The organism is Actinomadura sp. GTD37 (assembly GCF_041951365.1).
In the GTDB taxonomy this organism is placed as follows: domain Bacteria; phylum Actinomycetota; class Actinomycetes; order Streptosporangiales; family Streptosporangiaceae; genus Spirillospora.
Map to the genome: position 1 here is coordinate 2,330,607 of NZ_JBGNUS010000001.1, position 25,039 is coordinate 2,355,645.

The 25,039-nt window shown below is 73.3% G+C and carries 28 protein-coding genes; 25 read left to right on the forward strand and 3 right to left on the reverse strand.

Annotation, left to right across the window (positions count from 1 at the left end; genetic code table 11):
- Window positions 1-11 precede the first annotated feature (11 nt).
- The 16 genes from ACA511_RS11210 to ACA511_RS11285 all read left to right on the forward strand — a co-directional run bounded on the left by ACA511_RS11210 (window position 12) and on the right by ACA511_RS11285 (window position 14,591).
- Window positions 12-1,532: an FAD-dependent monooxygenase gene (locus ACA511_RS11210; protein ID WP_375024052.1), complete on the forward strand. Its 1,521-nt coding sequence runs from the start codon at window positions 12-14 to the stop codon at window positions 1,530-1,532.
- Between the two features lie 8 nt (window positions 1,533-1,540).
- Complete coding sequence (locus tag ACA511_RS11215) at window positions 1,541-2,461, forward strand: hypothetical protein (RefSeq protein ID WP_375024053.1); 921 nt, start codon at window positions 1,541-1,543, stop codon at window positions 2,459-2,461.
- A 91-nt stretch (window positions 2,462-2,552) separates the two neighbouring features.
- Window positions 2,553-3,581 (forward strand): methyltransferase, encoded by a 1,029-nt coding sequence (locus tag ACA511_RS11220; RefSeq protein WP_375024054.1) that lies wholly within the window; start codon window positions 2,553-2,555, stop codon window positions 3,579-3,581.
- 132 nt (window positions 3,582-3,713) lie between these two features.
- Window positions 3,714-4,073 carry a hypothetical protein gene (locus ACA511_RS11225; RefSeq protein ID WP_375024056.1) on the forward strand — a complete coding sequence of 120 codons (360 nt, stop codon included), beginning with the start codon at window positions 3,714-3,716 and terminating at the stop codon, window positions 4,071-4,073.
- A 165-nt stretch (window positions 4,074-4,238) separates the two neighbouring features.
- Window positions 4,239-5,303: a glucose-1-phosphate thymidylyltransferase gene (locus tag ACA511_RS11230; RefSeq protein WP_375024057.1), complete on the forward strand. Its 1,065-nt coding sequence runs from the start codon at window positions 4,239-4,241 to the stop codon at window positions 5,301-5,303.
- An 85-nt stretch (window positions 5,304-5,388) separates the two neighbouring features.
- Window positions 5,389-5,769, forward strand: coding sequence for a SchA/CurD-like domain-containing protein (locus ACA511_RS11235; RefSeq protein ID WP_375024058.1), 381 nt, complete (start codon window positions 5,389-5,391; stop codon window positions 5,767-5,769).
- 32 nt (window positions 5,770-5,801) lie between these two features.
- Window positions 5,802-6,680 carry a BTAD domain-containing putative transcriptional regulator gene (locus ACA511_RS11240; protein ID WP_375024059.1) on the forward strand — a complete coding sequence of 293 codons (879 nt, stop codon included), beginning with the start codon at window positions 5,802-5,804 and terminating at the stop codon, window positions 6,678-6,680.
- Between the two features lie 122 nt (window positions 6,681-6,802).
- A complete protein-coding gene (locus ACA511_RS11245; RefSeq protein WP_375024060.1) occupies window positions 6,803-7,543 on the forward strand; it encodes an SDR family oxidoreductase in 741 nt (246 codons plus the stop codon).
- A gap of 12 nt (window positions 7,544-7,555) precedes the next feature.
- A complete protein-coding gene (locus tag ACA511_RS11250) occupies window positions 7,556-7,843 on the forward strand; it encodes an antibiotic biosynthesis monooxygenase family protein (protein ID WP_375024061.1) in 288 nt (95 codons plus the stop codon).
- Window positions 7,844-7,874: 31 nt separating this feature from the next.
- Window positions 7,875-8,183, forward strand: a complete 309-nt coding sequence (locus ACA511_RS11255) for an antibiotic biosynthesis monooxygenase family protein (protein WP_375024062.1) — start codon at window positions 7,875-7,877, stop codon at window positions 8,181-8,183.
- A gap of 5 nt (window positions 8,184-8,188) precedes the next feature.
- Window positions 8,189-9,373: an FAD-dependent monooxygenase gene (locus tag ACA511_RS11260; protein ID WP_375024063.1), complete on the forward strand. Its 1,185-nt coding sequence runs from the start codon at window positions 8,189-8,191 to the stop codon at window positions 9,371-9,373.
- Window positions 9,373-9,843, forward strand: coding sequence for an anthrone oxygenase family protein (locus tag ACA511_RS11265; RefSeq protein ID WP_375024064.1), 471 nt, complete (start codon window positions 9,373-9,375; stop codon window positions 9,841-9,843). The genes ACA511_RS11260 and ACA511_RS11265 overlap by 1 nt, the downstream gene beginning before the upstream one ends.
- A gap of 170 nt (window positions 9,844-10,013) precedes the next feature.
- Window positions 10,014-12,110 (forward strand): MMPL family transporter, encoded by a 2,097-nt coding sequence (locus ACA511_RS11270; RefSeq protein ID WP_375024065.1) that lies wholly within the window; start codon window positions 10,014-10,016, stop codon window positions 12,108-12,110.
- Between the two features lie 5 nt (window positions 12,111-12,115).
- Entirely contained in the window at window positions 12,116-12,964 is an 849-nt protein-coding gene (locus ACA511_RS11275) for a methyltransferase domain-containing protein (protein WP_375024066.1), read from the forward strand.
- Window positions 12,965-12,966: 2 nt separating this feature from the next.
- Complete coding sequence (locus tag ACA511_RS11280; protein ID WP_375024067.1) at window positions 12,967-13,953, forward strand: hypothetical protein; 987 nt, start codon at window positions 12,967-12,969, stop codon at window positions 13,951-13,953.
- The gene (locus ACA511_RS11285) at window positions 13,953-14,591 is read left to right on the forward strand and encodes a hemerythrin domain-containing protein (protein WP_375024068.1); all 639 of its coding nucleotides are present in this window, start codon (window positions 13,953-13,955) and stop codon (window positions 14,589-14,591) included. The genes ACA511_RS11280 and ACA511_RS11285 overlap by 1 nt, the downstream gene beginning before the upstream one ends.
- A gap of 21 nt (window positions 14,592-14,612) precedes the next feature.
- Here ACA511_RS11285 and ACA511_RS11290 read toward each other — a convergent pair whose 3' ends face one another.
- On the reverse strand, window positions 14,613-15,107 hold the full coding sequence (locus ACA511_RS11290; RefSeq protein ID WP_375024069.1) for an ester cyclase: 495 nt from the start codon (window positions 15,105-15,107) through the stop codon (window positions 14,613-14,615).
- Window positions 15,108-15,287: 180 nt separating this feature from the next.
- On the opposite strand from ACA511_RS11290, the gene ACA511_RS11295 reads away from it, so the two are divergent.
- From ACA511_RS11295 to ACA511_RS11315, 5 genes are all read left to right on the forward strand, one after another.
- Window positions 15,288-16,238, forward strand: coding sequence for an oxidoreductase (locus tag ACA511_RS11295; RefSeq protein ID WP_375024070.1), 951 nt, complete (start codon window positions 15,288-15,290; stop codon window positions 16,236-16,238).
- Window positions 16,239-16,240: 2 nt separating this feature from the next.
- Window positions 16,241-17,035: an SDR family NAD(P)-dependent oxidoreductase gene (locus ACA511_RS11300; protein WP_375024071.1), complete on the forward strand. Its 795-nt coding sequence runs from the start codon at window positions 16,241-16,243 to the stop codon at window positions 17,033-17,035.
- 16 nt (window positions 17,036-17,051) lie between these two features.
- Window positions 17,052-18,725 carry an NAD(P)/FAD-dependent oxidoreductase gene (locus tag ACA511_RS11305; protein WP_375024072.1) on the forward strand — a complete coding sequence of 558 codons (1,674 nt, stop codon included), beginning with the start codon at window positions 17,052-17,054 and terminating at the stop codon, window positions 18,723-18,725.
- 71 nt (window positions 18,726-18,796) lie between these two features.
- On the forward strand, window positions 18,797-19,348 hold the full coding sequence (locus ACA511_RS11310; protein ID WP_375024073.1) for a cupin domain-containing protein: 552 nt from the start codon (window positions 18,797-18,799) through the stop codon (window positions 19,346-19,348).
- A complete protein-coding gene (locus tag ACA511_RS11315) occupies window positions 19,345-19,740 on the forward strand; it encodes an ester cyclase (protein ID WP_375024074.1) in 396 nt (131 codons plus the stop codon). The genes ACA511_RS11310 and ACA511_RS11315 overlap by 4 nt, the downstream gene beginning before the upstream one ends.
- 71 nt (window positions 19,741-19,811) lie before the next feature.
- On the opposite strand, the gene ACA511_RS11320 is transcribed toward ACA511_RS11315, so the two are convergent.
- Both ACA511_RS11320 and ACA511_RS11325 read right to left on the reverse strand, forming a co-directional pair.
- Window positions 19,812-20,882 carry a methyltransferase gene (locus ACA511_RS11320; protein ID WP_375024075.1) on the reverse strand — a complete coding sequence of 357 codons (1,071 nt, stop codon included), beginning with the start codon at window positions 20,880-20,882 and terminating at the stop codon, window positions 19,812-19,814.
- 56 nt (window positions 20,883-20,938) lie between these two features.
- The gene (locus tag ACA511_RS11325) at window positions 20,939-21,481 is read right to left on the reverse strand and encodes a flavin reductase family protein (RefSeq protein ID WP_375024076.1); all 543 of its coding nucleotides are present in this window, start codon (window positions 21,479-21,481) and stop codon (window positions 20,939-20,941) included.
- A gap of 224 nt (window positions 21,482-21,705) precedes the next feature.
- Here ACA511_RS11325 and ACA511_RS11330 point away from each other — a divergent pair, with 224 nt between their 5' ends.
- The 4 genes from ACA511_RS11330 to ACA511_RS11345 all read left to right on the forward strand — a co-directional run bounded on the left by ACA511_RS11330 (window position 21,706) and on the right by ACA511_RS11345 (window position 25,020).
- Window positions 21,706-22,047 (forward strand): TcmI family type II polyketide cyclase, encoded by a 342-nt coding sequence (locus ACA511_RS11330; RefSeq protein WP_375024077.1) that lies wholly within the window; start codon window positions 21,706-21,708, stop codon window positions 22,045-22,047.
- 70 nt (window positions 22,048-22,117) lie between these two features.
- Entirely contained in the window at window positions 22,118-22,537 is a 420-nt protein-coding gene (locus tag ACA511_RS11335) for a cupin domain-containing protein (RefSeq protein WP_375024078.1), read from the forward strand.
- 3 nt (window positions 22,538-22,540) lie between these two features.
- Window positions 22,541-23,812, forward strand: coding sequence for a beta-ketoacyl-[acyl-carrier-protein] synthase family protein (locus ACA511_RS11340; protein WP_375024079.1), 1,272 nt, complete (start codon window positions 22,541-22,543; stop codon window positions 23,810-23,812).
- Window positions 23,809-25,020 carry a ketosynthase chain-length factor gene (locus ACA511_RS11345; RefSeq protein ID WP_375024080.1) on the forward strand — a complete coding sequence of 404 codons (1,212 nt, stop codon included), beginning with the start codon at window positions 23,809-23,811 and terminating at the stop codon, window positions 25,018-25,020. The genes ACA511_RS11340 and ACA511_RS11345 overlap by 4 nt, the downstream gene beginning before the upstream one ends.
- Window positions 25,021-25,039 lie beyond the last annotated feature (19 nt).

Consider the following 25,039-nt stretch of genomic DNA (forward strand, 5'->3'; position numbering starts at 1 on the left):
CAATCCGTCCCATGAGCGGCCTGATGGAGACCGAGGTGCTGATCGTGGGGGCCGGGCCGGTCGGCCTGACCGTGGCGGTGGAGCTGACCCGGCGCGGTGTGCCCTGCCGTGTGGTGGAGGAGCGCCCCGCCCCCCGGGAGAGCACCCGCGGGTGCACCGTCTACCAGCGCACCCTGGAGGTCTTCGACGCCATGGGCCTGCCGGTGGACGACTACGCCGCCGAGGGGGCCCGGATGGCGCGGCGCGTCTACCACCTCTTCGGCGAGCGGATCGGCACGGTCGACATGGCCGAGCCCCGCAGCGACCGCCCGTACCCGCTGGTCGTCGGCCAGAACGTCACCGAGCGGTACCTGGAGCGGCGGCTCGCGGACATGGGCGTGCCGGTGCAGCGCGGCACGTCCGCCGGGGCGGTGACGCAGGAGAAGGACGGCGTCACCGTCGCCCTGCACCACGAAGGGGGACGGCGGTCGGTCATCCGGGCGGCCTGGCTGGTGGCCGCGCAGGGCGCGGCCAGCGGCGTCCGCGACTCGGTCGGCGTGGCGTGGCGCGAGTGGCGCCGGTTCGCCGGCCTGCGGATGCTGCAGATCGACGCGCGGGTGCGGCTGCCGTTCGCCCTCGCGCCGGACGAGGCCCACCTGTTCTTCGGCGCGGGCGGGCACGTGGGCTGCGTGCCGCTGCCGGACGGCCGGCACCGGGTCTTCGTCGTCCGGCAGAGCGCCGGGGACGCCGGGGAGCGCGGCGACCCCGCGCCCGCCGAGATCGCGGCGGCGATGGCGCCGCTCTGCGGCGTCGACGAGGTCGGCCTGGACGACGGCCGGTTCGCCTGGCGGGTGCGGCTGCAGAACCGGTTCGCGGACCGGATGCGCGCCGGGCGGGTGCTGCTCGCGGGGGACTCGGCGCGGGTGTTCGCGCCGGTGCACGCGCAGGGCATGAACACCGGCGTCCAGGACGCCTTCAACCTGGGCTGGAAGCTCGCCGCGGTGGCCGGGGAGGGCGCCCCCGAGACGCTCCTGGACACCTACGAGGCCGAGCGGCGCCCCGTCGCCGAGGAGCTGCTCGCGCGCACCGAGCGGTCGCTGGACTTCGGCGTCCAGGAGGCCCCCGACCGCGACCAGCTGCTCGCCGCGATCGCGGTGAACCGCCCGAAGCGCACCCAGCTCGCCATCGACTACCCGGACTCGCCGCTCACCCGCGACCTGCTCGGCGGCACCGCCGGGCCGCAGGCGGGCCGGCGGGCCCCGGGCCGGTGGGAGGGCCGCTGGACGCTGCTCGTGCTGCCCGGCCCCCGCCCGGACCGGCGGGTGATCGGCCGGCTCATGACCGGGCTGGACCCGCGCGTCGAGGTCATCGTCGACGTCGACGGCGCGGCGTCGTCCGCCCTGAACGCCGGGCCGGACGCCGCCGGCATCCACCTCATCCGGCCGGACGGCCACATCGGGCTGCGCGGCGGGCTCGAACACGCCCCGCAGGTCGCCGCCTACCTCGACACCGTCCTCGGCCCCGTCCCGCCCCGAAACCGATCCACGGCCTAGGAGATCGCATGCCGGCCTTGAGAGCCCTGAACGTCCTGACCGCCGCCCTCGCCGTCGCGCTGCCGCCGGCGGCGCTGGCCGCGCCCGCCGCCGCCGCGCCCGCCGCGGCCCCGTCCCGCCCGCGGGCCGTGCCGGTCGAGGTGACCGGCGACGGGTTCTGCGCGCCCGGCCCGAACACCCGCCCTGCGGGCCCGCTCGCCTTCCGGGTGAGCACGCCCGACGCGGCGGGGCGCTGGTGGGCGCTGATGCGGCTGCGCGGAGCCGCGACCATGGACCAGGTCCGCCAGGAGTTCGCCGACAGCTACTCGCCCGACCCGGCCGTGTCGCTGCCCGCGCTGCGCGCCATCTACCGCGACGTCGACTTCCGCGGCGGCGCGTCCGTCACCCCGGCCGCGCCGGTGTCGGTCACCTCCGACTTCGAACCGGGCACCTACTACATGTCGGACACGGCGCTGGAGGGCGCGACGGACGGCTGCGGCACCGGCCGCACCCACCTGCAGCGCTTCCGCGTCGCCGGGCACCCGCCGGCCGCGCGCCCGCTCAGCGGCGGCACCGTGATCCAGGCGCGGACGACCCCCGGCGGCGGGCAGCGCTTCGACATGCCGCGGACCTGGCCGTCGCGGGCCTCCGTCGTGGTCCGCAACCGGGCCGAGCAGCCCCACGAGGTCATCATCGTCGAAGTGGCCCCGGGCACCGGGGACGCGGACGTCGCGCGGTACTTCGACGCCCTCCAGAATGGCGACACCGGTGTGCCGAACCCGTTCGGGGCGACCATCGGCGGGATGCTCGCCATTTCCCCCGGACGGACCGCGGAGTTCCGTGTCGACCTGCACCCGGGCCGCTACGCCGTCCTGTCGTTCGTGCGCAATCCCCAGACCGGCGTGAAAAGCGCCTTCGAAGGAATGTTCACGACCGTGACGGTCCGCTGACAAACGTCTCCGCGACCGGTCGAGCACGGCTCGAGCGGCCGCATGGACGATCGACCAGGCCATTTCCGAAACGCAGCCGAAAGGTGGCTCCATGTCCCTCGATCACGCCTCCGAACAGGTACAGCGGCTCAGCCGGATCGTCTTCCGCCCGTGGGAGCCGCAGATCATCTGCACGTTCGTGCGGTTCGAAATGGCCGACCGGCTGGCCAAGGGCGGCAGAACGGTCGCCGACCTCGCCGGCGAACTCGGCGCGCACCACGACTCGCTCGGCCGGTTCCTGCGTTCCTGCGTCGTCCTGGAACTGCTCGAAACCGCCGACGGCGACACGTTCGCCATCACCGAACTCGGCCGGCTGCTGTGCTCGCCCGAGGCCGGAATGCGCAACATCGTGATGATGAATTTCACCCCCGGCATCTGGAACCGGGCCGGCCGGCTGCACGAGACGGTCATGACGGGGAAGACCGTCCCGGACGACGCGGGCGAGGACCTCTACGACTACTACCGGCACAACCCGGTCGAGCGCGCCTGGCACGCGGCCGCCATGGCCGACCTCGCGGGCGACGCGGGCGCCGCGATCGCCGAGCACCACGACCTCGGCGGCGTGTCCACGGTCGTGGACGTCGGCGGCAGCCTCGGCGTGCTGCTGTCGCGGCTGCTCGCGGGCGCGCCGGGCGTCACCGGCACGGTGTTCGACCTGCCCGGCATCGTGGAGAGCGGCCGCGAGTGGGCCGCGAGCACGGAGGTCGCCGACCGGCTGTCCTTCACCGGCGGCAGCTTCTTCGAGGACGTCCCGCCCGCCGCCGACCTCTACCTGCTCAAGCAGGTGCTCTGCGACTGGGGCGACGAGGACTCGGCGCGCATCCTCGACTCCATCCACCGCGGCGCCCCGTCGGGCAGCCGGCTGGTGGTGATCGAGTGGATGCGCCCGGACGGGAACGAGCCGTCGGAGTACGACAGCATGAGCCTCGGCCTGCAGACCGTCACCGGCGGCCGGGTCCGGACCGAGCGCGAGTTCGTCGGGCTCCTGGAGGGGGCCGGGTTCAAGTTCGAGTCGACCGTCACCGTGCCGAGCACGCTGCTGCCGCGGCCGTGGCACCTGATCCAGGCGGTCCGCCCCTGACGCCTCCGGTTCGCCTTTCCGGCACGGGCCGCGACTTGACCGGAGCCGGTGTCACCAGTTCCATGGGAGTGAACGCGGAATTCTCTCCGAGATTTCCGGACTCACGGGACAAAAGCCAAGGAGAACCCTTCTATGTCCGATTCGAAACCGTCGTGGTCCGCCTCCGGAGTCGTGGACGCTCCGCCCAAGGAGGTGTGGAAGGCCCTCGTGCGCGCCGTCAAGGAGTCGGGCATGGGCGAGGTGACGGTGGACGAGGCGGAACGGCGCATCTCCCTCCAGGGCGACTGGTGGTACCGGGGCGAGCACATCGTCAAGGACCACGAAGGCGGCAGCCTGGTCCAGTACCACGTCTACAACATCGCCTCCGGGGCGACGCGCTGGATGGTGCCGCTGTTCGCGCCGTCCAAGGACAAACTGCGCGACGGCTTCCAGGAACTGCTCCGCGGCCTCAGTAAGAGCCTCCGCGCCGGGGCGCGCTACCGCGGTAAATAACCGCACTCGAATTACTGGCGAGCGAAATAACGGGCCGCCCGATAACTGGTGCCAGCCAATTGCGGCGCGGTCCGGGACCGATGATCCTCGACCTCCCCTTGAGCGAGCGGCCAGCGCCGCCGTCCACGATGGCGGCGTTCCACTCGACAGCGGGGAGGTCGGCTCATGAAGGCGCTCGTGCTGTGCGGCGGACATGGGACGCGGTTGCGGCCCATCACGCACACCTCGGCCAAGCAACTCGTTCCCATCGCCAACAAACCCGTCCTGTTCTACGGCCTGGAGGCGCTGCGCGACGCGGGCGTCGAGGACGTCGGCGTCGTCGTCGGCGACACCGCCGAGGAGGTGTGCCGCGCGGTCGGCGACGGCTCCCGGTTCGGCCTGCGGGTCACCTACATCCGGCAGGAGGCGCCGCTCGGCCTCGCGCACGCCGTGCTCATCGCCCGCGACTACCTCGGCGACGACGACTTCGTCCTCTACCTCGGCGACAACTTCCTCCTCGACGGGCTGACCGGCGTGATCGAGGGGTTCCGCCGCGACCGGCCGGACGCGCGGCTGCTGCTCACCCCGGTCGCCGACCCCGGCTCCTTCGGCGTGGCGGAACTGGACGCCGACGGCCGGCTGCTCGCCGTCGAGGAGAAGCCGGAGCGGCCGCGCAGCGACCTCGCCATCATGGGGGTGTACCTGTTCACGCCCCTCGTGCACGAGGCGGTGCGCTCGATCAAGCCGGACCCGCGCGGCGAACTGGAGATCACCACCGCGATCCGCTGGATGCTGGAGCGGGGGACGCGGGTGACGTCCCACATCGTCCACGGCTACTGGAAGGACACCGGGCGGGTCGAGGACATGCTGGAGTGCAACCGGCTCGTCCTGGAGTCCCTGGAGCCGCGGATCGACGGCGAGGTCGACGCCGCCACCGAGATCACCGGGCGCGTCATCATCGAGGCGGGCGCGCAGGTCGCCGGGTCGCGGCTGGTCGGCCCGCTGATCGTGGGGGCCGGCGCGGTCGTCCGCGGCAGCTACCTCGGCCCCTTCACCTCCATCGGCCCCGGCTGCGTGATCCGCGACACCGAGGTGGAGTTCTCCATCGTCATGGAGCGCTCGTCGGTGCTCGGCGTGCCGCGCATGCGCGACTCCCTCCTCGGCAAGGACGTCGTCATCACCCCCGTCGCCGACCAGCCCCGCGCCCACCGGTTCGTCGTCGGCGACCACAGCCGGGTCCGCCTCGGCTGACCCGCCGCCCACCGCCGGTCCAGCGAGCCTCAAGCGGCCGCGTGTCCGATGGCGGCACATTCCCTTTCCGCCTTGGAGGTCCACCATGCCGTACGCGGCGATCACCTACCGGGTCAAGCCGGGATGCGACGACGAGCTGGCGGAGGTCTTCGCCGGCTTCAAGCGGGTCGACACCCCGGACATGCGCGACGAGAACGGGGAGACGGTGGGCCGGCTGCTCGGCACCGCGGTCTTCGTGAAGGACGAGTTCATGGTCCGCGTCATCCACTACGAGGGCGACTTCATCGCCATCGCCCGGCACATGGCCGCCCAGCAGGGCGTCCACAACCTGGAGGAGAAGCTCGGCCCGTACCTGACGCACCGGCGCCCCGCCGAGACCCCCGAGGAGTTCAAGGAGAACTTCCGCAACGCGATGATGCGCTGCATATCCCAGCTCTCGGTGGACACCCACCCGGCGGGCAGTTGACGCGACGTGGCTCGTTGAGGGGAGCCCAGCGCATGGACATCCTGCCTGTGATCGCCGGGCCGGTCGGGCCGGTCGGCGTGGCCGCCGGCGCACCGCCGCCGGCGGACCTCGAGCCCGCGTCCGGGTTACGTTTCACGGTGCTCGGGCCACTGGAGATCCACGACGGGCTGCGGATCCGCACGCCCCGCGCGCACAAGCTGCGGGTGCTGCTGGCGCTGCTCCTGGTGCGGTGCAACACCGTCGTGTCCACGGACACGCTGATATCGGAGCTGTGGGGCGAACGCCCGCCGCGCACGGCGCTCAAGGCGCTGCGGGTGTACGTCTCACAGCTTCGCCGGACGCTGTCCGCGCTGCCCGCGCACGACCGGCGCCCGGTCATCGTGACCCGCGATCCCGGCTACCGGCTGGAGATCGACGACGGGACGCTCGACCTCGTCCGGTTCGAGCGCCTCTGCGAGCTGGGCCGGATGGCCGCGGGCGAGGGCGACCTCGAGCGCGCGCTGCGGCACTACCGCGCGGCGACCGGGCTGTGGCGCGGCCCGGCGCTGGTCGACGTGCGCTCCTCGTCCGTGCTGGAGGGCGTGGCGCTGAGCCTGGAGGAGGCGCGCATCTCCGCCCTGGAGCGCCGCATCCGGCTGCAGATCCGGCTGGGCGGGCACGTCGAGGTGATCGGGGACCTGCGCGCCCTGGCCGCCGAGCATCCGCTGCACGAGCGCGTCCACGCGCAGCTGATGGTGGCGCTGTACCTGGCCGGACGCAGGGCGGACGCCCTGGCGGCGTTCCGCGTCCTGCGCGAGGCATGCGTCAACGACCTCGGCGTGGAGCCGAGCCACGACCTGCAGGTGCTGCACCGGTCGATCCTGGAGTCCAACGCCGAGTCCCCCCGCCTGTGGGAGGCGTGGATCGCCTAGCGGTCCGCCTAGCGGCGCGTTTTCCCGAGACTGGCCGCTGCTTTATCCCCGGCTGAGACGCTCGACAGCGTGAGCCACTCAAGGTCACGCCGGGGAGTGGAGCCGGACAAAGGAGCGGCACCATGGATTTCGGTCTCAAGGGACGGCACGCGGTGGTCACCGGGGGGACCCGGGGCATCGGACGAGCGATCACCCGGGCGCTGCTGGAGCAGGGCGCCTCGGTCACCGCGTGCCACCGTCAGGAGAACGCGGAGGCGGCCGCCCTCCGCGCGGAGTTCGCCTCGCGCGGCGCGTCGGCGCGGCTGGTCCGCGCCGACGTCTCGCGGGAGGCGGACGCGCGGCTGCTGCTCGACCACGCCCACGACGCGTTCGGCGCCGTGGACGTGCTGGTCAACAATGCCGGGATCATCAGCCATCTGCCGCTGGGCGAGATGGCCGAGGACGAGTGGGCGCGCGTCGTCGACACCAATCTCGGCGGCACCTACCGGATGATCCGGGCGTCGCTGGACCGGCTCGCCCGGCCGGCGTCGATCGTCAACATCACCTCGGCCGTCGCCAAGCACGGGATGCCGAACGCGTCCCACTACGTGGCGTCCAAGGCCGGGATCATCGGGCTGACCCGCGCCCTGTGCAAGGAGCTCGGCCCCGCGGGCGTCCGGGTCAACGCGATCACCTGCGGGATCATCGACGACACCGGGCAGGCGAACCCGAACGGCGAGGAGGGCAAGCGGCGCTACGCCGGGATGACCGCCCTCGGCCGGCTCGGCGAACCGGCCGAGGTCGCCGACGCCGTGCTGTTCCTGGCGTGCGACGCGGCCCGGTACGTCACCGGCGCCGTGCTGGACGTGGACGGCGGGATCTAGGAGGTGACGACCATGGTCCGTGCCGTGCTCACCATGCTCGTGCGCGAGGGCTGCGAGACCGCGTTCGAGGACATCTGGCGGCGCGCGATGAAGGACACGCAGCCGAGCGGCAGCCTCGGCCAGGCGCTGACCTGCGATCCGGAGCTGCGCCGCAAGTACATCATCACCGGCGACTGGGAGAGCCGCGAGGCGCTGCGGGCGTTCGAGAGCAGCACCGAGCGCCGCTCGATGTCCGCCGCGTTCGAGCCGCTCCGCGAGTCGGCCAGCAAGCAGGTCCTGGAGATCATCGCCCGCGTCTGACCGGGCGGTGCAGAGAGGAGACGTGACTGCCATGACGTTCCGCATCGTGGTGCGTGCCACCCCCCGGAAAGAGGACCAGGAGAAGTTCGAGGCGGCCTACCGGCAGGTGACCGAGACCGTGCGCGGCACGCCCGGCCACCTGCACGACGAGCTGCTGCGGGACACCGAGGACGGGCAGACCTACATCCTGCTGGCCGAGTGGGAGAGCGAGCAGGCGTTCCGCGCCTGGGAGGACCATCCCCGGCATCTGGAGATGGCCGCGCCGATGCTGCCGTACTGGGGCGACAACGGGGTCGAGCGGCGCATCTTCGAGGTGCGCGCCCGGCTCGACAGCGTGTGACCGCCATGGCGGCGGTGCGCAAGGCCATCGTGGTGGGCGCGGGGATCGGCGGTCTGACCACCGCCGTCGGGCTGCGCCGCGCGGGTGTGGAGACCGTGGTGCTCGAACGCCGCTCGGCTCCGGGGCGGCTGCTCACCGGGGGCGGCTTCATGCTGTGGCACAACGCCCTGCTCGCCCTGCGCGAGCTGAAGCTGGACGAGCGGGTCGCCGAGGCCGGCGTGGAGATCGTCTACCACGAGTTCCGGTCCGACCGGGGCCGGCGGCTGGCCCGCTGGGACATCGCCCCCGAGGCCGAGCGGTGCGGCGCCCCGGCGCTCGGCCTGCGCAGGTCGGCCCTCAACACCGTCCTGATGGACGCGGCCGGGGACGACGTCCGGCTGGGGCGGCGCTGTGTCGGGTTCGAGCAGGACGCGGACGGCGTGACGGCGCGCCTCGCGGACGGCGCCGAGCTGCGCGCCGACATCCTGATCGGCGCCGACGGCATCCGCTCGACGGTCCGCGACGTCCTGCGCAAGGGGCACGACCTGCCGCCGCGGTACGCGGGGTACACCGCCTGGCAGGCGATCACCCGGCTGCCGGGCGAGGACGTGGTGCCCACCGGGACGTTCTTCAACCTGTGGGGACGGGGCGGGCTGCGCTTCCTGTACATGCGGCTCAACCCGGAGGAGGTGTACTGGGACGCGATCACCGCCGACAGCGTGGGCGCCTCGTTCGACATGCTGGCCAAGGACCGGCGCGAGGTGATGGCCGAGACGTACCGGCACTGGCCCGACCCGGTGCCGCGCATCCTCGCGTCCACCGAGGAGGACGCGATCCTCCCGATCGACATCTTCGACCGCCCGCCGGAGCGCGGCGGGGGCTGGGGGAAGGGCCGCGTCGTGCTGCTCGGCGACGCCGCTCATCCGATGACCCTCAACCTCAGCCAGGGCGCCGGCCAGGCGATCGAGGACGGCGTGGCCCTCTCCCGGCTGCTGAGCGAGCACGACCGGGTGCCCGCGGCGATCGCGGCGTTCGAGGAGCTGCGCCGTGAGCGCGTCGACGGGATGACCGGCACGGCGTGGTCGATCGGCGCGATGGGGCGCTGGCGGAGCCGGGCGCTGTGCGCCGGGCGGGACCTGTTCATGCGGGCGTTCTTCGACGGCAAGGGCCGCCGGGAGAGCTACGCCCAGATGATGGACGTGCGGTTCTGATGGTCCCGGACGCCGTGGTCGACGCGCTCCTGGCGGCGTTCCTGCTGCTGTCGGGGGTGCTCGCTGGCGTGCTCTTCGCGGTCGAGACGGCGATCGTGCCGGTGGTGGCGGTGCTGCCGGCGGACCGCTACGTCCAGGTGCACCGGCTGCTCGACCGCCGGTTCGACCCGATGATGCCGCGGGTCAACAAGGTGTCCCTGGCCGTCTGCGCCGCGCTGGTGGTGGTCGCGGGCGGCGTCTGGCCGCGGGTGGCCGTCGGCTGCGCGGGGCTGTGCGTCGTCGGCGTGGCGGTGGTGTCCGAGGGCTGGAACGTGCGGATGAACCGGGTCATCGACGGCTGGGACCCGGCCGCGCCGCCGCCGGACTGGCCGGGCGTGCGGGCGCGGTGGGCGGCGGCCAACCGGGTGCGCACGCTGCTGGCGGTCGCGGGTTTCGGCGCGGCGATCACGGGGGCGGCGCTGGTGTGGTGACCGGCCGGGACGCGCCGTCAGGACGGGACGTCATCGCAGGTCGAGCATAGTTTCCGGCCAGGTAGTGGCCACCCGTCTCATACATGTAGACAATAGCCATGTTTACTGTTCGGTCCCGCCCGACCGCGTGACCCCGCCCGACCGATGACCGAGAACCTGGAGGTTCCCCGATGACGAGGTTGCTGGCACTGCCCGCCGGCCGCCGGGCGAAATGGATCGTCCTGGTCGGCTGGCTGGTGATCCTCATCGCGTCCGGGTCGTTCGCCGGCAAGCTGTTCAGCGCGGCCGAGAACGACCGGATCGAGTACCTGCCGAACAGCGCCGAGTCGACCGCCGTGCTCCAGGCGCAGGAGGCGTTCCCGCAGGGCCAGGTCATCCCGGCGATGATCGTCTACCAGCGGGAGGGCGGGGTGACCGCCGCCGACAAGCAGCGCGCCGCGGCGGACGCGCAGCAGCTCACCAAGGAGTTCGCGCCGCACGCCGCCGCGCAGCGGCCCCAGGTGTCCAAGGACGGCAAGGCCGTCCTGTACACGGTGCCGCTGGCCGCGACCGGCGACGAGCAGGAGGGCGAGGTCATCCTCGACGCCGTCGACGGCATGCGCGAACGGCTGGGCGAGGGGAGCGGCGGCCTGGACGTCAAGGTGGCCGGGCCCGCCGGGCTCGGCGCCGACGAGTTCCTGATCTTCCGGGACATGGAGTTCACCCTCCTGCTCATCCCGGTCCTCGTGGTGGCCGTCCTGCTGCTGCTCATCTACCGCAGCCCGGTGCTGTTCCTGGTGCCGCTCTTCAGCGTCTTCGCCGCCAACCAGCTCGGCAGCGCGATCGTGTACGGGCTGATCAAGGGGCCGGGCCTCGCGGTCAACTCGATGGCCACCAGCGTGCTCAGCATCCTGATCTACGGCGCGGGGACCGACTACGCGCTCCTGCTGATCGCCCGGTACCGGGAGGAACTGGCCCGGCACGAGGACCGGCACGAGGCGATGCGGGTGGCGCTCCGCCGCTCCGGCGGGGCCATCGTCGCCTCGGCCGGCACGGTCGGGCTCGGCCTGCTCTGCCTGGCCGTCGCCGACCTGAACTCCACCCGCTCGCTCGCCCCGATCGGCGTGCTCGCCGTCGGCTCCGCGGTGTTCGCCATGATGACGCTGCTGCCCGCGCTGCTCGTCATCTTCGGCCGCTGGATCTTCTGGCCGCGCGTCCCGCACGCGGGCGCCGCCCCGCACGTCTCCCGGCTGTGGACGCGGGCCGGCGCGCTGGTCGGCTCCCGTCCCCGCGCGGTGTGGACGGTGACGGCGCTGGCGCTCGCCGCCTGCGTGCTCGGCCTGCTGTCGTTCAACGTCCCGCAGCAGACCCGCTTCACCGAGAAGCCGGACGCGGTCAAGGGCCAGGAGCTCATCTCCGCCCACTTCGCCGCGGGCGCCGGCAACCCCGTCGACGTGATCGCCAACGCCGGGCAGGCGGACGCGGTGCGGCAGGCCGCGCTCGCCGCGGGCGCGACCACCGCGCAGGAGTCCGGCCGGGCTGGCGGCAAGGTGCAGATGCAGGTCACCGTGGCGGCCGAGCCGGAGACCGGGGCCGAGCGCGACGCCGTGAAGCGGCTGCGCGACCGCCTGCACGCGGTGCCCGGCGCGGACGCCAAGGTCGGCGGTCCCGCCGCGATCGAGGTGGACATGATCAAGACGATCCAGCGCGACTCGCTGCTCACCATCCCGCTCGTGCTGGTGGTCATCCTCGTGGTGCTGTGCCTGCTGCTGCGCGCCTTCACCATGTCCGTGCTGCTGATCGCGACCGTGGTGCTGTCGTTCGGCGCCGCGATGGGCATCTCGACGGCGGTCTTCGAGCACGTCTTCCACTGGACCGGCCAGGACGCCCAGCTCCCGCAGATCGCCTTCGTGTTCCTCGTGGCGCTCGGCGTCGACTACAACATCTTCCTCATGAGCCGGGTCCGCGAGGAGGCCAGGCTGCACGGGACGCGGCAGGGCACCATCAACGGCCTGGTGTCCACCGGCGGCGTCATCACGTCCGCGGGCATCGTGCTGGCCGCCACCTTCAGCGTCCTCGTGACCCTGCCCGTCGTCGGCTTCGCCGAGCAGGGCTTCGTCATCGCGCTGGGCGTGCTGATCGACACGTTCATCGTGCGCTCGCTGCTCGTGCCGGCGCTGACGCACGATCTCGGCGACCGGCTGTGGTGGCCGAGCAGCCTGGCCCGGGGGCGGGCCGAGCGGCCCCGCGAACACGGGCGCGAGCTGGCACCCGAGCAGAGAGGCTGACGACGGTGACGAGTGAAGCGACCGCCCGCGGGCGGGCGGCGGACGGCGAGCCAGGATGGAAGGGCGAGCCGGGGGACACCTCCACGCTGCTCGGCCGCCCGGCCGTCGGGTACCTGGACGCCGCCGCCGACACGCTGGCCGCGGTCAAGCGGGAGATCCTGCACCGGCTGGCGCCCGAGCCGGGCCGGCGGCTGCTGGACGTCGGCTGCGGCAACGGCACCGACGTCCTGGAACTCGCCGCGCGGGTCGGACCGTCCGGCGAGGTGGTCGGCGTCGACGTCAACGAGCGGGCGATCGAGGAGGCCCGGGCGCGCGGCACCGGGACCGGCGTGCCCGCGTCCTTCCTGACCGCCAGCGCGTACGCGCTGCCGTTCCCCGACGACCACTTCGACGGCGTCCGCGCCGAGCGGATGGTCCAGCACCTGGCCGAACCGGCGGGCGCGATCACCGAGCTGGCGCGGGTGACCAAGCCGGGCGGGCGCGTCCTCGTCGCCGATCCCGACCACGGCATGTGGGCCCCGGATCTGGCCGACCGGGAGTCCACCCGCACCGTGCTGACCTGGTGGTTCGAGAACATCCGCAATCCGTGGATCGGCCGCCGGCTGTCCGGTCTGCTGCGCGCGGCCGGGCTGGCGGAGGTGCAGGTGAAGCCGATGCCCGTCGTGCTGGACGGGATCGCCGCGGCCGACGGGCTCACCGGCCTCAGCGACGCCATCCGGCGCGCGGGGGAGGTGGGCGTCCTGCCGCCCGAGCGCGTCAGCGCCCTGACCGGCGACATCGCCGAGCGGGAGGCCGACGGCGGGTTCCTGATGTACGGCGTGATCATTCTGGCCGAGGGCCGGAAGGAGGGGTGAGGATGCCGGACGCGGAGGCGGCCGGCCGCTACGCGGGCGCCGTCGACGAGGCGCTCGACCGGCTGGCGGACGTCGGGTTCGAGTTCGGGCCCGACTTCGCGATGCACGCGCCGATGGCGGCCGAGGCGCTGGTCACCCTGGACCACCCGGACGCGGTGCCGTCGTGGATCGAGCTCAACCTCCGGCGGCGCCGCTCCTACGCCCCGCCTCCGCCGATGGAGCCCATCCCCGACGACGACCCGGTGGCGCGGCGCGCCGCGCTGGGCGACTACCGCCGCGTCACCGACTGGGTCGCCTACTTCGACCGGCGGCTCGCCGAGGGGCCGTGGCGGGACGTGGTCGTCGAGTGGTGGCCGGTCCTGCTGGACGGCGCGTTCGCCGCCTTCACCCACGGGCTGATCCGGACGGCGCACGCGGTGCGGATCCTGCGCACCGCGCCGGAGCCGAGCGGCCTCCAGCTGAACGAGCTGGCCCGCGGGCTGGCCTACTGGGCGGCGCGCTTCGCGCCCGTCCGGGGGCCCGGCGGCGGGGCCGGGGAGATCCCGGTCACCCTGGGCGCGCGGGTCCCGGTCGAGCGGGTGGCGGCCGCGCTGAGCGAGCTGACGGTGGTGAACGCCGGCCTGTACGCCGAGTACGCGCCCCGTCCGCCGGTCCCGGCGGTCCACACGGTCACCGCGCCGGCGGCCGTCCGCCTCGTCCTGCCGATCCTGCCGGAGGAGCTGTGGCCGCCGACGTACGCCGCGGCCGAGGCGCTGGCCGCGCAGGTGTGGGCGGTCTCGCGCGGCTTCGCGGCGCGGGGCGCGCCCCTCCCGGAGGGCGACCCGCCCGGGGTGGACCGGCTGGTCGAGGACGCCGTCGACATCGGCGAGGAGCACGCCATCAAGCTCGCCGAGGCGTGCCGGCGGGAGTACGCGCTGCGTCCCGACCCGCGCTACCTCGCCGCGGCGCACACCCTGAACGTCAACTGCCGGCACGAGGGAGGAATCTGATGGCCGCCGAACCGGACATGACGATGATGCTGGTGACGCACAACGCGTTCCGCCGCGACCTGCGCCACCTGGCCGGCGCCGCCGAGCGCCTGGACTCCGGCGACGCCGGCGGACGGGAGGCGGTGGGCCTCGGCTGGGCCACCCTGAAGGCCATGCTGATCAGCCACCACGAGGGCGAGGACCGGTACATGTGGCCGCGGATGCGGACCGGGCTGCACGGGCGCGCCGACGACCTCGCCGTCCTGGACGCGATGGAGGCCGAGCACGACCGGATCGACCCGCTGGTGGCGGCGGTGGACGACGCGCTGGCGCGGTCCGGCGAGAACGGCACCCGGCTGGCCGCGGCGGCCGAGGAGTTCCGCGCCGAGCTGGACCGGCACCTCAAGCACGAGGAGGAGGACGCGCTGCCCCTGGTCGCGGCCGCGATGACGCCCCGCGAGTGGGACCGGTGCCTGGCCGAGATGCGCGGCAACGGGCTGGCCGCGCTGCGCAGCGCGCCGGAGTTCTTCCCCTGGCTGATCGGGGACGCGTCCGCCGCCGACCGGGCGGCCGTGCTGCGCCGCGTCCCGCCGCCCGTGCGGCTGCTGTTCCAGAAGGTGTGGCTGCCCCGTTACACGAGGCAGCCACGCTGGCTCTGAGCCGGGTGCGCGACCCGCCGGTCAGCCCGCGGCCGGCGGGCCTCCCGCAGGCGGGCCGCCCGGACCGCCGGGACCGCCGCCGCCGGGAGGACCGGGGATGACGCCCAGCTGCCGCATCATGCCGATGTCGTCGCGGACCGCCCAGTGCTCGGCGATCCGCTCGCCCTCGAACCGGATCATGTGCAGCTGCCGCACCTCCACCCGCTTGCCGGTGCCCGGCAGCCCGGAGCCGGGCAGCGGCCCCTCGTGGGTGCCGCGCATCGTCAGCCGGAACGCCACGTAGTCGCCCTCGGCGATGACCTGGCCGACGTCGTAGTCCAGGTCGGGGAAGGCGCGGCGGGCCTGCTCGGCCACCGCGAGCACCCGCGCCGGCCCCCGCTCGGGCGCACCGCTGTTGTCGGTGTAGTCGGCGGTGTAGGTCTCGTTCGCCAGCTCCGCCCCCGCCTTTCCGCGGAGAATGTCGAGCGACTTTACAAGGATTTCCTTGTTCCGTGCCTCGCGACTTTGCCCTGCCATTTTTCCTCCATTCATGGAAGCGTTCTCCAATAGTGACCAATAAAAAGGCTAAACGGCTTCCCGTTTTATTGTCAAGGTGGTGTCGAGGCGGCCTTTCCCGCGCTTAGCCGCGAATTAACCGGGGCTCGCGACACTGGGTTCGCGGCCCGCACGGGGCCCGCGCGTCACAGGAGGGCGAGCATGGCCGAACGGTGGACCCCGGCCGACATCCCGGACCTGACCGGGCGCACGGCGATCGTGACCGGCGCCAACAAGAACCTTGGCTTCCACACCGCGCTCGAACTGGCCGCGCACGGCGCGGACGTCACGCTGGCCTGCCGCCGCCGTGACCGGGGGGAGCGGGCGCTGGCCGAGATACGGCGGCGCGCGCCGGACGCGTCCGTCCGGCTGGGGCTCCTCGACCTGGCCGACCTGTCGTCGGTCGAGCGGTTCGCCAAGGAATACGCGGCGGACAACGCCGGGCTGGACATCCTGATCAACAACGCCGGCGTCCTGGGCGTGCCGAGGCTGCTCACCGCCGACGGCCACGAAATGCAGTTCGGCGTCAACTACCTCGGTCATTTCGCGCTGACCGGGCGGCTGCTGCCGCTGCTGCGGGCGCGGTCCGGCGCCCGGGTGGTGAGCCTCAGCACCTGGGTCGTGAAAATGATGGGGAAGATCGACCTGGACGATCTGCAGAGCGAGCGCGCGTACGACAAGTTCAACGCCTACAACCAGGCCAAGCTCGCCAATCTCGTGTTCACCCGGGAACTGGCCCGCCGGTACGCCGGGCACGGGCCGGCCGGCGTCGCCGCGCATCCCGGTTTCGCGGCCAGCGACCTCCAGTACACCGGCCCCCGGATGGAGGGCAGCCGGTTCCAGGAGGCGTTCTTCAAGATCCCCACCCGGCTGTTCGCCAAGCCGACGGCGATGGGCGCCTGGCCCTCGCTGTACGCGGCGTGCGCGCCCGGGGTGGAGCCGGGCGCCTGCTACGCCCCCACCGGCTTCGGCGAGATCTGGGGCCCGATCGGACGGGTGAAGACCCCCGCGAAGATCACGGACCCGGAGCTCGGGCGGCGGCTCTGGGACATCTCGGAACGGCTGGCCGGCGTGTCGTACGAGGCGGCGGCGCCCGAGACGAAGGAGGGCTGACCATGGCGGACAACGCACCGGCGGTGCCGGAGACCGCGGACCTGCGGGGCCGGGTGGCGCTGGTCACCGGCGCGAGCAGCGGCATCGGCGCGGCCACCGCCCGCACGCTCGCCGCCCGCGGCGCGGCCGTCGCGGTCAACTACCACCGGGGCGAGGCCCCGGCCAAGGAAGTGGTGGAGGCGATCCAGGCGGGCGGCGGCCGCGCGCTCGCCTTGCAGGCCGACGTGACCGAGCGCGACCAGGTCCGGGACCTGGTGGAGCGGACGCAGACGGAGCTGGGCCCGGTCGACGTGCTGGTCGCCAACGCGACCGGCCTCTACGGGTTCGAGGTGAAGGTGGCCCCGTTCACCTCGACGTCGGTCGAGTACTGCGAGTGGATCGTGCAGCGCCAGCTGCGGGCCCTGCTCAACCCCGTCGACCTGGTGCTGCCGGGCATGCTCGACCGCGGCCACGGCACCGTCGTGGCGGTCGGCGCGGCGCTGTCGCGCTCGCCCGCGCCGGGGTTCCTGCCGCTCAGCATGGCGAAGGCGGCGGTCGAGTCGGCGGTGAAGGTGCTGGCCCAGGAGGCGGGCCCGTACGGCGTGCGGGTCAACGGGGTCGGCCCGGGGCTGATCCTCACCCGGGTCGCCGACGGGCTGCCCGAGCAGGCGCTGCGCGCCAACGCGCAGCGCGCGGCCATGCGCCGCAACGGGGTGCCGCAGGACGTCGCGGAGGTGATCGCGTTCCTGGCCGCCGAACCCTCCGGCTACCTCACCGGAAGTTACCTGATCATCGACGGCGGCACCGCGATGCTGTGACCGGGAGGCCACGAACGTGAAACGACAGGCGAAGGACCACGTCAAAGAGACCGAGTGCGATGTCCTGGTCATCGGGTCGGGCATCGCCGGATCCATGCTCGCGGCCATCCTGGCGGGCAACGGCGCGAGCGTCGTGCTGGTGGACGGCGTCCAGCATCCGCGGTTCGCGGTCGGCGAGTCGACGATCCCGCACTACCTGGTGCGGCTCGGCATGCTCGCGGCCCGCTACGGGATCCCCGAGATCACCACGCTGGAGAGCCTCGACTCGGTCGACAAGAAGATCGGCAGCACGTTCGGCATCAAGCGGCACTTCGCGTTCGTGTCGCACCGGCCGGGCGAGGAACCCGACCCGGGCGAGACGATCCTCGCCGGCGTGCCCAAGGTGCTGTACAAGGCCACCCACATCTTCCGGCAGGACAGCGACGCCTACATGTTCCACGTCGCGGTCAAGTACGGCTGCGAGCCCCGGCAGAACTGGCGGGTGGCCGACCTGGACCTCGGCGAGGACGCGGTGACCGTCACCGGGCAGAACGGCGAGCGCATCCGCGCCCGCTACCTGGTGGACGCCAGCGGGTTCCGCTCCCCGGTGGCCGACAAGCTCGACCTGCGGGAGAACCCGACCCGGCTGAAGACCCACACCCGCTCCATCTTCACCCACATGTCGGACGTGCCGCCGTTCGACCACATGGTGGACTGGCCGCGGGAGGACCGGCCGCCGCTGCGCTGGCACGAGGGCACCCTGCACCACACCTTCGAGGGCGGCTTCTTCTGGATCATCCCGTTCGACAACCACCGCAAGTCGACCAACCCGCTGTGCAGCGTCGGCCTCGTGCTGGACACCCGCGTCCACCCCAAGCCCGACGACATGACGCCGGAGGAGGAGTTCTACTCCTTCGTGCGCAAGTACCCGGCGGTGGAGCGGCACTTCCGGGGTGCGCGGCGGGTGCGCGAGTGGGTGTCCACGGGACGGGTCCAGTACTCGACCAAGAAGACCGTCGGGCACCGCTGGTGCATGATGTCGCACGCCGCCGGGTTCATCGACCCGCTCTTCTCCCGGGGCATGTCGAACACCGTCGAGGTCATCGACGCGGTGGCGTGGCGGGTGCTCGACTCGCTGAAGGACGACGACTTCTCCGAGGAGCGCTACGCGTACGTCGAGCGGCTCCAGCAGGGCCTGCTCGACTACAACGACGACCTCTGCAACGTGTCCTTCCTGGCCTTCCCGCACTTCAAGCTGTGGGACGCCATCTTCCGCGTGTGGGGCTTCTCGTCCAACTACGGCGCGATGCGGCTGAGCCGCGCGCAGCTCCAGTACAACCTCAGCGGCGACGAGCAGATCTACAAGGACTTGGAGGACGCGCCCAACGCCGGGTTCTGGTGGCCGGACAACGCGGAGACCAAGGCCATGTGGGACGTGATGGTGGAGACGGTCGAGAAGTTCGAGATCGGGGAGATCTCGGCGGACGACGCCGCCGACCGGATCCTGCGCATGGTGCTGGAGTCGGACCTGCCGCCGGCCGCCTTCGGCTACAAGGACCCGGACAACCACAACCTGCACCCGACGACCCGGGACCTGGCCAAGTTCATGTACTGGGCGATCCGCAGCGGACCGCCCGCGGCCCGCGAACTCGCGGCCGGGACGCTGCAGGCCATCGGCCGGGCCGCGCTCCGCCGCAAGAAGATCGCCTGACCGTCCGGGCCGCGCCGTCCCCGCGGCCCGGACCCACGACCCGAAGCCGAACACCAGCGGAGGAAGCGGGCATGACGCACACACCTGGAAAGCTCGTCCGGCGCGACGAGGTGCCGCCGGTCCGGTGGCAGGGCGAGGAGGGCCGGTTCCTGCTGCGCGCCGAGGACACCGGCGGCCTGTACTCGTTCTTCGAGGTCACCACGTCCCCGGGCGGCGGGCCGCCGCTGCACGTCCACGCGGGCGAGGACGAGTCCTTCTACGTCATCGAGGGTCGGTACGCCATCCGGCTCGGCGACGAGGAGCACGAGGTCTCGGCGGGCGGGCTCGTGTACGGGCCGCGCGGCGTCCCGCACAAGTTCCGCAACATCTCCGGCGGCCCGAGCAAGCTGCTGGTCATCGCCACGCCCGGCGGCGTCGAGGGCTTCTTCGAGGGGCTCAGCGAGCTGATGTCGGGCGGCGGGCCGCCCGCCCCCGCCGCGATGATCGAGCTGGCCGGCCGGTTCGACGTGGAGGGGCTGGAGGCGGTCGGCCCGCCGCCCGGCGCGGGACGTCCCGGTGGCGGGCGCCCGGGTGGCGGGCCGCCCGGCGCGGGACGTCCGGCGGCCCGCCCCGCCGCCTCGTGAGCGGCGGCGAGGCGGGCAAGGAGCTGGCCCGGCGCTGGCTCGTGGAGGGCTGGTGCGGCGGCGACCTCGCCCTCGCCGACCGGATCTTCGCGCCCGATTTCGTGCTCCGCGGCCGCCGCGTCGGGCCCGAGGGCCCGCGCGAGGCCGCCCGGCGGATCCGCGCCTCGTTCGCCGGCATGACCGTGGACGTGGACCTCCAGGTGGCCGAGGGCGACCGGGTCGTCACGCACTACACCGCCCGGGGCCGGCACGTCGCCGGGTACCGGGGCATCCCGCCGACGGGGCGGTCCGCGTCCGCGTCCGGCATCCAGATCTGGACGCTCCGCGACGGCCTCGTCGTGGCGGACGTGAACGTCTTCGACGAGTGGGGCCTGGTCTCCCAGCTCCGCTGACGACAGCGCATCACGGTACGGAAGAACCGGGCCCGCCTCCCACGGAGACGGGCCCGGTTCCTTGCGCGCCGTCACTCGGGCTTGTGCCCGACGACGACGGTGTGGCCGTCGTAGTCCTGGAGCGCGACGGTCTCGACGCCCTCGAACCCGGCGTCCTCCATCAGCCGCACGCACTCGGCGGCCGAGTAGCCCGAGCCGCCGACGCTCAGCGTCATCGCCAGGCTGAGCAGCAGCGGGTTCAGCCGGCCGCGCTCGTCGTCGAACATCAGGTCGTAGACCATGAAGGCGCCGCCCGGACGGACCGCCTCGAACGCCTTGCCGATGACGGTGCGGCGCTGCTCGGTGGTCCAGTTGTGCAGCGCGTGCCCGCACAGCAGCGTCCCGCCCTCGGGCAGCGGGTCGGCGAACCAGTCGCCGCCCTGGTAGCGGGCGCGGTCCGCCACGCCGAGCCGCTCCATGTGCTCGTCGAACAGCGGCCGCAGCGGCGGCATGTCGAACACCGTGCCGGTCAGGTGCGGGTGGGCCTGCAGCAGGATGCCCGCGACGTTGCCGCGCGCCCCGCCGAGGTCGACGACGTCGGTCCGGCCGCTCCAGTCGATCCGGCGGGACAGCTCCCACGCCAGCTCGCTGCTCAGCGCGTCCTGCGCCTCGATGAACATGCGCTGGAGCTGCGGGTCGGCGTAGGTCTGCTCGAAGAACTCCTCGCCCTCGCCCTGCGGCGCGTCCCCCTGCGGCGGATGCGGGATCTGCGGCCTGCCGGTGCGCATCACCTCGGCGAGCCCCTCCCACGTCGGCCGCATGAACCGGTCGACGAACCCGAGGTAGGTGCCCATGAAGTAGCGCTTGCCGGGGACGAGGTAGTAGTCGGCCTCCGGGCTGTTGCGGTAGGCGTCGCCGTCGCGTTCGAGCATGCCCATGGCGGCGAGCGCGTCCAGGAACTCGGGCAGCGCGGACGACTTCAGGCCCAGCCGGCCGGCCAGCTCGGCGGCCGTGGCCGGGCCCTCGGCGAGCTGCGCGAACACGCCGAGCTCGGACGCGCTGACCAGCATCTTCGAGTGCCAGAACGCGGTGCTCAGCTCGTAGATCTTCGCGGGCGCGAACGGGGGCGCGCTCGCGGCGGGGGTGTCGGTGGGTGCGGTCATCGTGCCATCTCCTCATCTGGGGTTCGCCGGGTCGTCGGGCGATGGAGGGGACCCGCCTACTCGCGCCAGGCGGACCACCATTGGGCGTCGGTGTCGAGGGAGCGGTAGCCGCCGGCGTAGTACACCAGCGGCTGGTCGAGCTCGCCCGCGTCCGTCTCGACCACGGCGACCCGTCCGATGATCACGTCGTGGTCGCCGGCGGGCCGCCGCTGCGGCTCGACGCACTCCAGGGTGGCCAGGGCACGCGGCAGCAGCGGGACGCCGGTGCGCCCCTCCCGCGGCCGCAGCCCGGCGAACCGGTCGAATCCCGGGCCGGCGAACCGCCGCGACTCGGCCGTCTGGCCGTCCCGCAGGATGTTCACCCCGAACGCCTCCGCCGCGGCGAACACCGGGTACAGGCTGGACCGGCGGCTCGCGCAGAACAGCACCAGCGGAGGGTCGAGCGACACCGAGGTGAAGGAGTTCACCGTCATCCCGACGGGCGTGCCCGCCGGGCTCGTCGCGGTGACGACGGCGACTCCGGTGGCGAACCTGCCCAGCGCCGCGCGGAGCAGGCGCGTGTCGGCGGGATCCGTCGTTCGCGAGTCAGGGGTTCGCATGAGCCTCCCCGTCCCGGGATCGGTGCCGGGGCGTCCGCGCCACGTTCCCGCGCGGTGCTCGAGGACCGCTCGGGACGTTCTCAAGCGCGCCGCCCCGCCCGCCGCCGGACGGGCGGACGCTTCCAGTGCTTCTGCAGCCAGGGTCAAGCGGCCGCCCCGACGCTCGTCGTGGTGATATCCGTCAGCCTGCCCGCCCGCCGGGCCGGCCGCAGGGAGGAGCGTCCATGCACCGCACGCTGATCGTGGCCCGGATGGAGCCGGACCAGGCCGGCTCGGTGGCCCGCCTGTTCGGCGAGTCCGACTCGACCGAGCTGCCCCACCTGATCGGGGTGTCGCGCCGCACCCTCTTCCGCTTCCACGACCTGTACTTCCACATGGTCGAGGCGGACGGCGACATCACCCCGAACCTGTACAAGGCCCGGAGCAACCCGCTCTACAGCGACCTGAGCGACCGCCTCACCGCGCACGTCCGGCCCTACGACCCGAACTGGAAGGAGCCGAAGGACGCGATGGCCCAGCCCTTCTACATCTGGACCCCCGAAGACGGCGTCCAGCTCACCCCGTGACCGCCCGCGTCCCCACCCGTTCCCCCAGGCCCAGTACGTCCAGGACCCAGCACGTCTAGGAGTCGCCACCGTGTCCACACCGCGTATCCGGAAAGTGACGGCGCAGGACGTCGTCCCCAACCGCCGCCGGGGCGGGGACATCCGCGTCCTGCTCAGCCCCAAGACCGTGAAGTCGACCTCGGGTTTCATGGGCGAGCTCACGCTCGAACCCGGGGAGTTCGTCTCCGAGCACCGGCACCCGTACTCGGAGGAGTTCCTCTACGTCGTCCGCGGCTCCGTGCTGATGCGGGTCGAGGGCGAGTCGGTGCGCCTCGGCCCCGGCGACTCGCTGATGGTGCCGATCAACGACCGGCACCGGCTGGAGAACGACGGCGCCGAGCAGGCGTTCGCGGTCTTCCACCTCAGCCCGCTGGCGCCGCGGCCGGAGCTCGGCCACGTCGACACCGAGCCGCTGCCGAACGCCGCCGAGGCCGCGCCGAAGGTCGGGTGACCCGTGACCTCCGCGCGCTCAGCCGCGATCACCGGGATCGGGGTGGTGGCCCCCGGCGGCATCGGCACCAAGGCGTTCTGGGAGATGCTCACCGCGGGCCGGACCGCCACCCGCACCATCACGCTCTTCGACGCGTCCGGGTTCCGGTCCCGGATCGCCGCCGAGTGCGACTTCGATCCGGCCGCCTGCGGCCTGACGCCCCAGGAGACCCGGCGGATGGACCGCGCCGCCCAGCTCGCCTCGGTCGCCGCCGACGAGGCCGTCGCCGACAGCGGGCTGGAGACCGGCGCGCTGCGGCCGGACCGCGTCGGCGTCAGCCTCGGCAGCGCGGTCGGCTGCACGATGGGGCTGGAGGAGGAGTACATCGTCCTCAGCGACGGCGGCCGGCAGTGGCTGGTCGACCACCGCTACGGCGTGCCCCAGCTGTACGGGTACATGGTGCCCAGCACGCTGGCGGTCGAGGTGGCGTGGCGGGTCGGCGCGGAGGGGCCGGTGGCGCTCATCTCCACCGGCTGCACCTCGGGCCTGGACGCCGTCGCGCACGGCGCCCAGCTCATCCGGGAGGGCGCCGCGGACGTGGTGATCGCCGGGGCCACCGACGCGCCGATCTCGCCGATCACCTCGGCCTGCTTCGACGCGATCAAGGCGACGTCCCCCAACAACGACGACCCCGCGCACGCCTCGCGGCCGTTCGACCGCGACCGGGACGGGTTCGTGCTCGGCGAGGGCTCGGCGGTGTTCGTGCTGGAGGAGGCGTCGGCGGCGCGCCGCCGCGACGCCCACGTCTACGCCGAGGTCGCCGGGACCGCCGGGCGCAGCAACGCCCACCACATGACCGGGCTGAAACCCGACGGACGGGAGATGGCCGAGGCGATCACGGTGGCGATGCGGCAGGCGGGGCTCGGGCCCGAAGACATCGACTACATCAACGCGCACGGGTCGGGCACCAAGCAGAACGACCGGCACGAGACGGCGGCGTTCAAGCGCAGCCTCGGGCAGCGGGCCCGCGAGGTGCCGGTCAGCTCGATCAAGTCGATGATCGGGCACTCGCTCGGCGCCATCGGCTCGCTGGAGGTGGCGGCCAGCGCGCTGGCGATCGAGCACGGCGTGGTGCCGCCGACGGCCAACCTGCACACGCCCGACCCGGAATGCGACCTGGACTACGTGCCGCTCACGGCGCGCGACCACCGCACCGACGTCGTGCTCAGCGTGGGCAGCGGCTTCGGCGGCTTCCAGACGGCGATGCTCCTCGCCCGTCCCGGGGGCACCGGATGAGCGCGGTCGTCACCGGGGTCGGCGCGGTCACGCCGCACGGCGTCGGCGTCGAGGCGTACTGGGAGGGGACGCTGGCGGGCCGGAGCGCGATCCGTCCCGTCACCCGCTTCGACCCGGCGTCGTATCCGGTCCGGCTCGCGGGGGAGGTGCCGGGCTTCTCCGCCGCCGAGCACGTGCCCAGCCGCATCGTCCCGCAGACCGACCACTGGACGCACCTGGGCCTGGCGGCCGCGGCGCTGGCGCTGGCGGACTCGGGGATCGACCCCGCGGAGATGCCGGAGTACGAGATGGCCGTGGTGACGGCCAGTTCGTCGGGCGGCACCGAGTTCGGGCAGCACGAGATGGTCAACCTGTGGGGCCGCGGCCCGGAGTTCGTCGGCGCCTACCAGTCCATCGCCTGGTTCTACGCGGCGACGACCGGCCAGATCTCGATCCGGCACGGCATGCGGGGCCCCTGCGGGGTGATCGCGACCGAGCAGGCGGGCGGGCTGGACGCGGTGGCGCAGTCGCGGCGGCTGCTGCGCGACGGCACCCGGATGGTGGTCAGCGGCGGGACCGACGCGTCGCTGTGCCCGTACGGGCTCGTCGCGCAGCTCAGCACCCGGGCGCTGAGCGTCCGGCCCGACCCGGAGCGGGCGTACCTGCCCTTCGACGCCGAGGCGTGCGGGTACGTGCCGGGGGAGGGCGGCGCGCTGCTGATCGTGGAGGACGGCGAGCACGCCCGCGACCGGGGCGCCGGGCGGATCTACGGGGAGATCGCCGGCTACGGCGCGACGTTCGACCCGCCGCCCGGCTCGGACCGGCCGCCGACGCTGCGGCGGGCGATCGAGAAGGCGCTGGACGACGCCGGGATCGCGCCGGGCGACGTGGACGTCGTGTTCGCCGACGCGATGGGCGTGCCGGAGCAGGACCAGGCCGAGGCCGACGCGCTCGCGGCGGTGTTCGGGCCGCGCGGCGTGCCGGTCACCGTGCCGAAGGCGCTGACGGGGCGGCTCTACGCGGGCGGGGCCGCGCTGGACCTGCTGGCGGCCCTGCTGTCCATCCGCGACTCGGTGATCCCGCCCACGGCGCCGGTGGCGGGCCCGGCGGCGGACGGGCTCGACCTGGTGCTGGACGGCCCCCGCCCGGCGCGGGTCCGCAACGCGCTGGTCGTCGCCCGCGGATACGGCGGGTTCAACGCGGCGCTGGTCGCCCGCGCCGCCGGCTAGCCGGGGCCGGGCACGCCGG

Excerpts from the sequence above, each read along its gene's own strand:
- ACA511_RS11265 (WP_375024064.1), top strand. The coding sequence starts at position 9,373 with ATGGTCCCGGACGCCGTGGTCGACGCGCTCCTGGCGGCGTTCCTGCTG.
- ACA511_RS11260 (WP_375024063.1), top strand. The coding sequence starts at position 8,189 with ATGGCGGCGGTGCGCAAGGCCATCGTGGTGGGCGCGGGGATCGGCGGT.
- ACA511_RS11345 (WP_375024080.1), top strand. The coding sequence starts at position 23,809 with ATGAGCGCGGTCGTCACCGGGGTCGGCGCGGTCACGCCGCACGGCGTC.
- ACA511_RS11220 (WP_375024054.1), top strand. The coding sequence starts at position 2,553 with ATGTCCCTCGATCACGCCTCCGAACAGGTACAGCGGCTCAGCCGGATC.
- ACA511_RS11320 (WP_375024075.1), bottom strand. The coding sequence starts at position 20,882 with ATGACCGCACCCACCGACACCCCCGCCGCGAGCGCGCCCCCGTTCGCG.
- ACA511_RS11300 (WP_375024071.1), top strand. The coding sequence starts at position 16,241 with ATGGCGGACAACGCACCGGCGGTGCCGGAGACCGCGGACCTGCGGGGC.
- ACA511_RS11310 (WP_375024073.1), top strand. The coding sequence starts at position 18,797 with ATGACGCACACACCTGGAAAGCTCGTCCGGCGCGACGAGGTGCCGCCG.
- ACA511_RS11225 (WP_375024056.1), top strand. The coding sequence starts at position 3,714 with ATGTCCGATTCGAAACCGTCGTGGTCCGCCTCCGGAGTCGTGGACGCT.
- ACA511_RS11250 (WP_375024061.1), top strand. The coding sequence starts at position 7,556 with ATGGTCCGTGCCGTGCTCACCATGCTCGTGCGCGAGGGCTGCGAGACC.
- ACA511_RS11210 (WP_375024052.1), top strand. The coding sequence starts at position 12 with ATGAGCGGCCTGATGGAGACCGAGGTGCTGATCGTGGGGGCCGGGCCG.
- ACA511_RS11240 (WP_375024059.1), top strand. The coding sequence starts at position 5,802 with ATGGACATCCTGCCTGTGATCGCCGGGCCGGTCGGGCCGGTCGGCGTG.
- ACA511_RS11255 (WP_375024062.1), top strand. The coding sequence starts at position 7,875 with ATGACGTTCCGCATCGTGGTGCGTGCCACCCCCCGGAAAGAGGACCAG.
- ACA511_RS11215 (WP_375024053.1), top strand. The coding sequence starts at position 1,541 with ATGCCGGCCTTGAGAGCCCTGAACGTCCTGACCGCCGCCCTCGCCGTC.
- ACA511_RS11330 (WP_375024077.1), top strand. The coding sequence starts at position 21,706 with ATGCACCGCACGCTGATCGTGGCCCGGATGGAGCCGGACCAGGCCGGC.
- ACA511_RS11230 (WP_375024057.1), top strand. The coding sequence starts at position 4,239 with ATGAAGGCGCTCGTGCTGTGCGGCGGACATGGGACGCGGTTGCGGCCC.
- ACA511_RS11270 (WP_375024065.1), top strand. The coding sequence starts at position 10,014 with ATGACGAGGTTGCTGGCACTGCCCGCCGGCCGCCGGGCGAAATGGATC.
- ACA511_RS11245 (WP_375024060.1), top strand. The coding sequence starts at position 6,803 with ATGGATTTCGGTCTCAAGGGACGGCACGCGGTGGTCACCGGGGGGACC.
- ACA511_RS11235 (WP_375024058.1), top strand. The coding sequence starts at position 5,389 with ATGCCGTACGCGGCGATCACCTACCGGGTCAAGCCGGGATGCGACGAC.
- ACA511_RS11290 (WP_375024069.1), bottom strand. The coding sequence starts at position 15,107 with ATGGCAGGGCAAAGTCGCGAGGCACGGAACAAGGAAATCCTTGTAAAG.
- ACA511_RS11295 (WP_375024070.1), top strand. The coding sequence starts at position 15,288 with ATGGCCGAACGGTGGACCCCGGCCGACATCCCGGACCTGACCGGGCGC.
- ACA511_RS11325 (WP_375024076.1), bottom strand. The coding sequence starts at position 21,481 with ATGCGAACCCCTGACTCGCGAACGACGGATCCCGCCGACACGCGCCTG.
- ACA511_RS11280 (WP_375024067.1), top strand. The coding sequence starts at position 12,967 with ATGCCGGACGCGGAGGCGGCCGGCCGCTACGCGGGCGCCGTCGACGAG.
- ACA511_RS11285 (WP_375024068.1), top strand. The coding sequence starts at position 13,953 with ATGGCCGCCGAACCGGACATGACGATGATGCTGGTGACGCACAACGCG.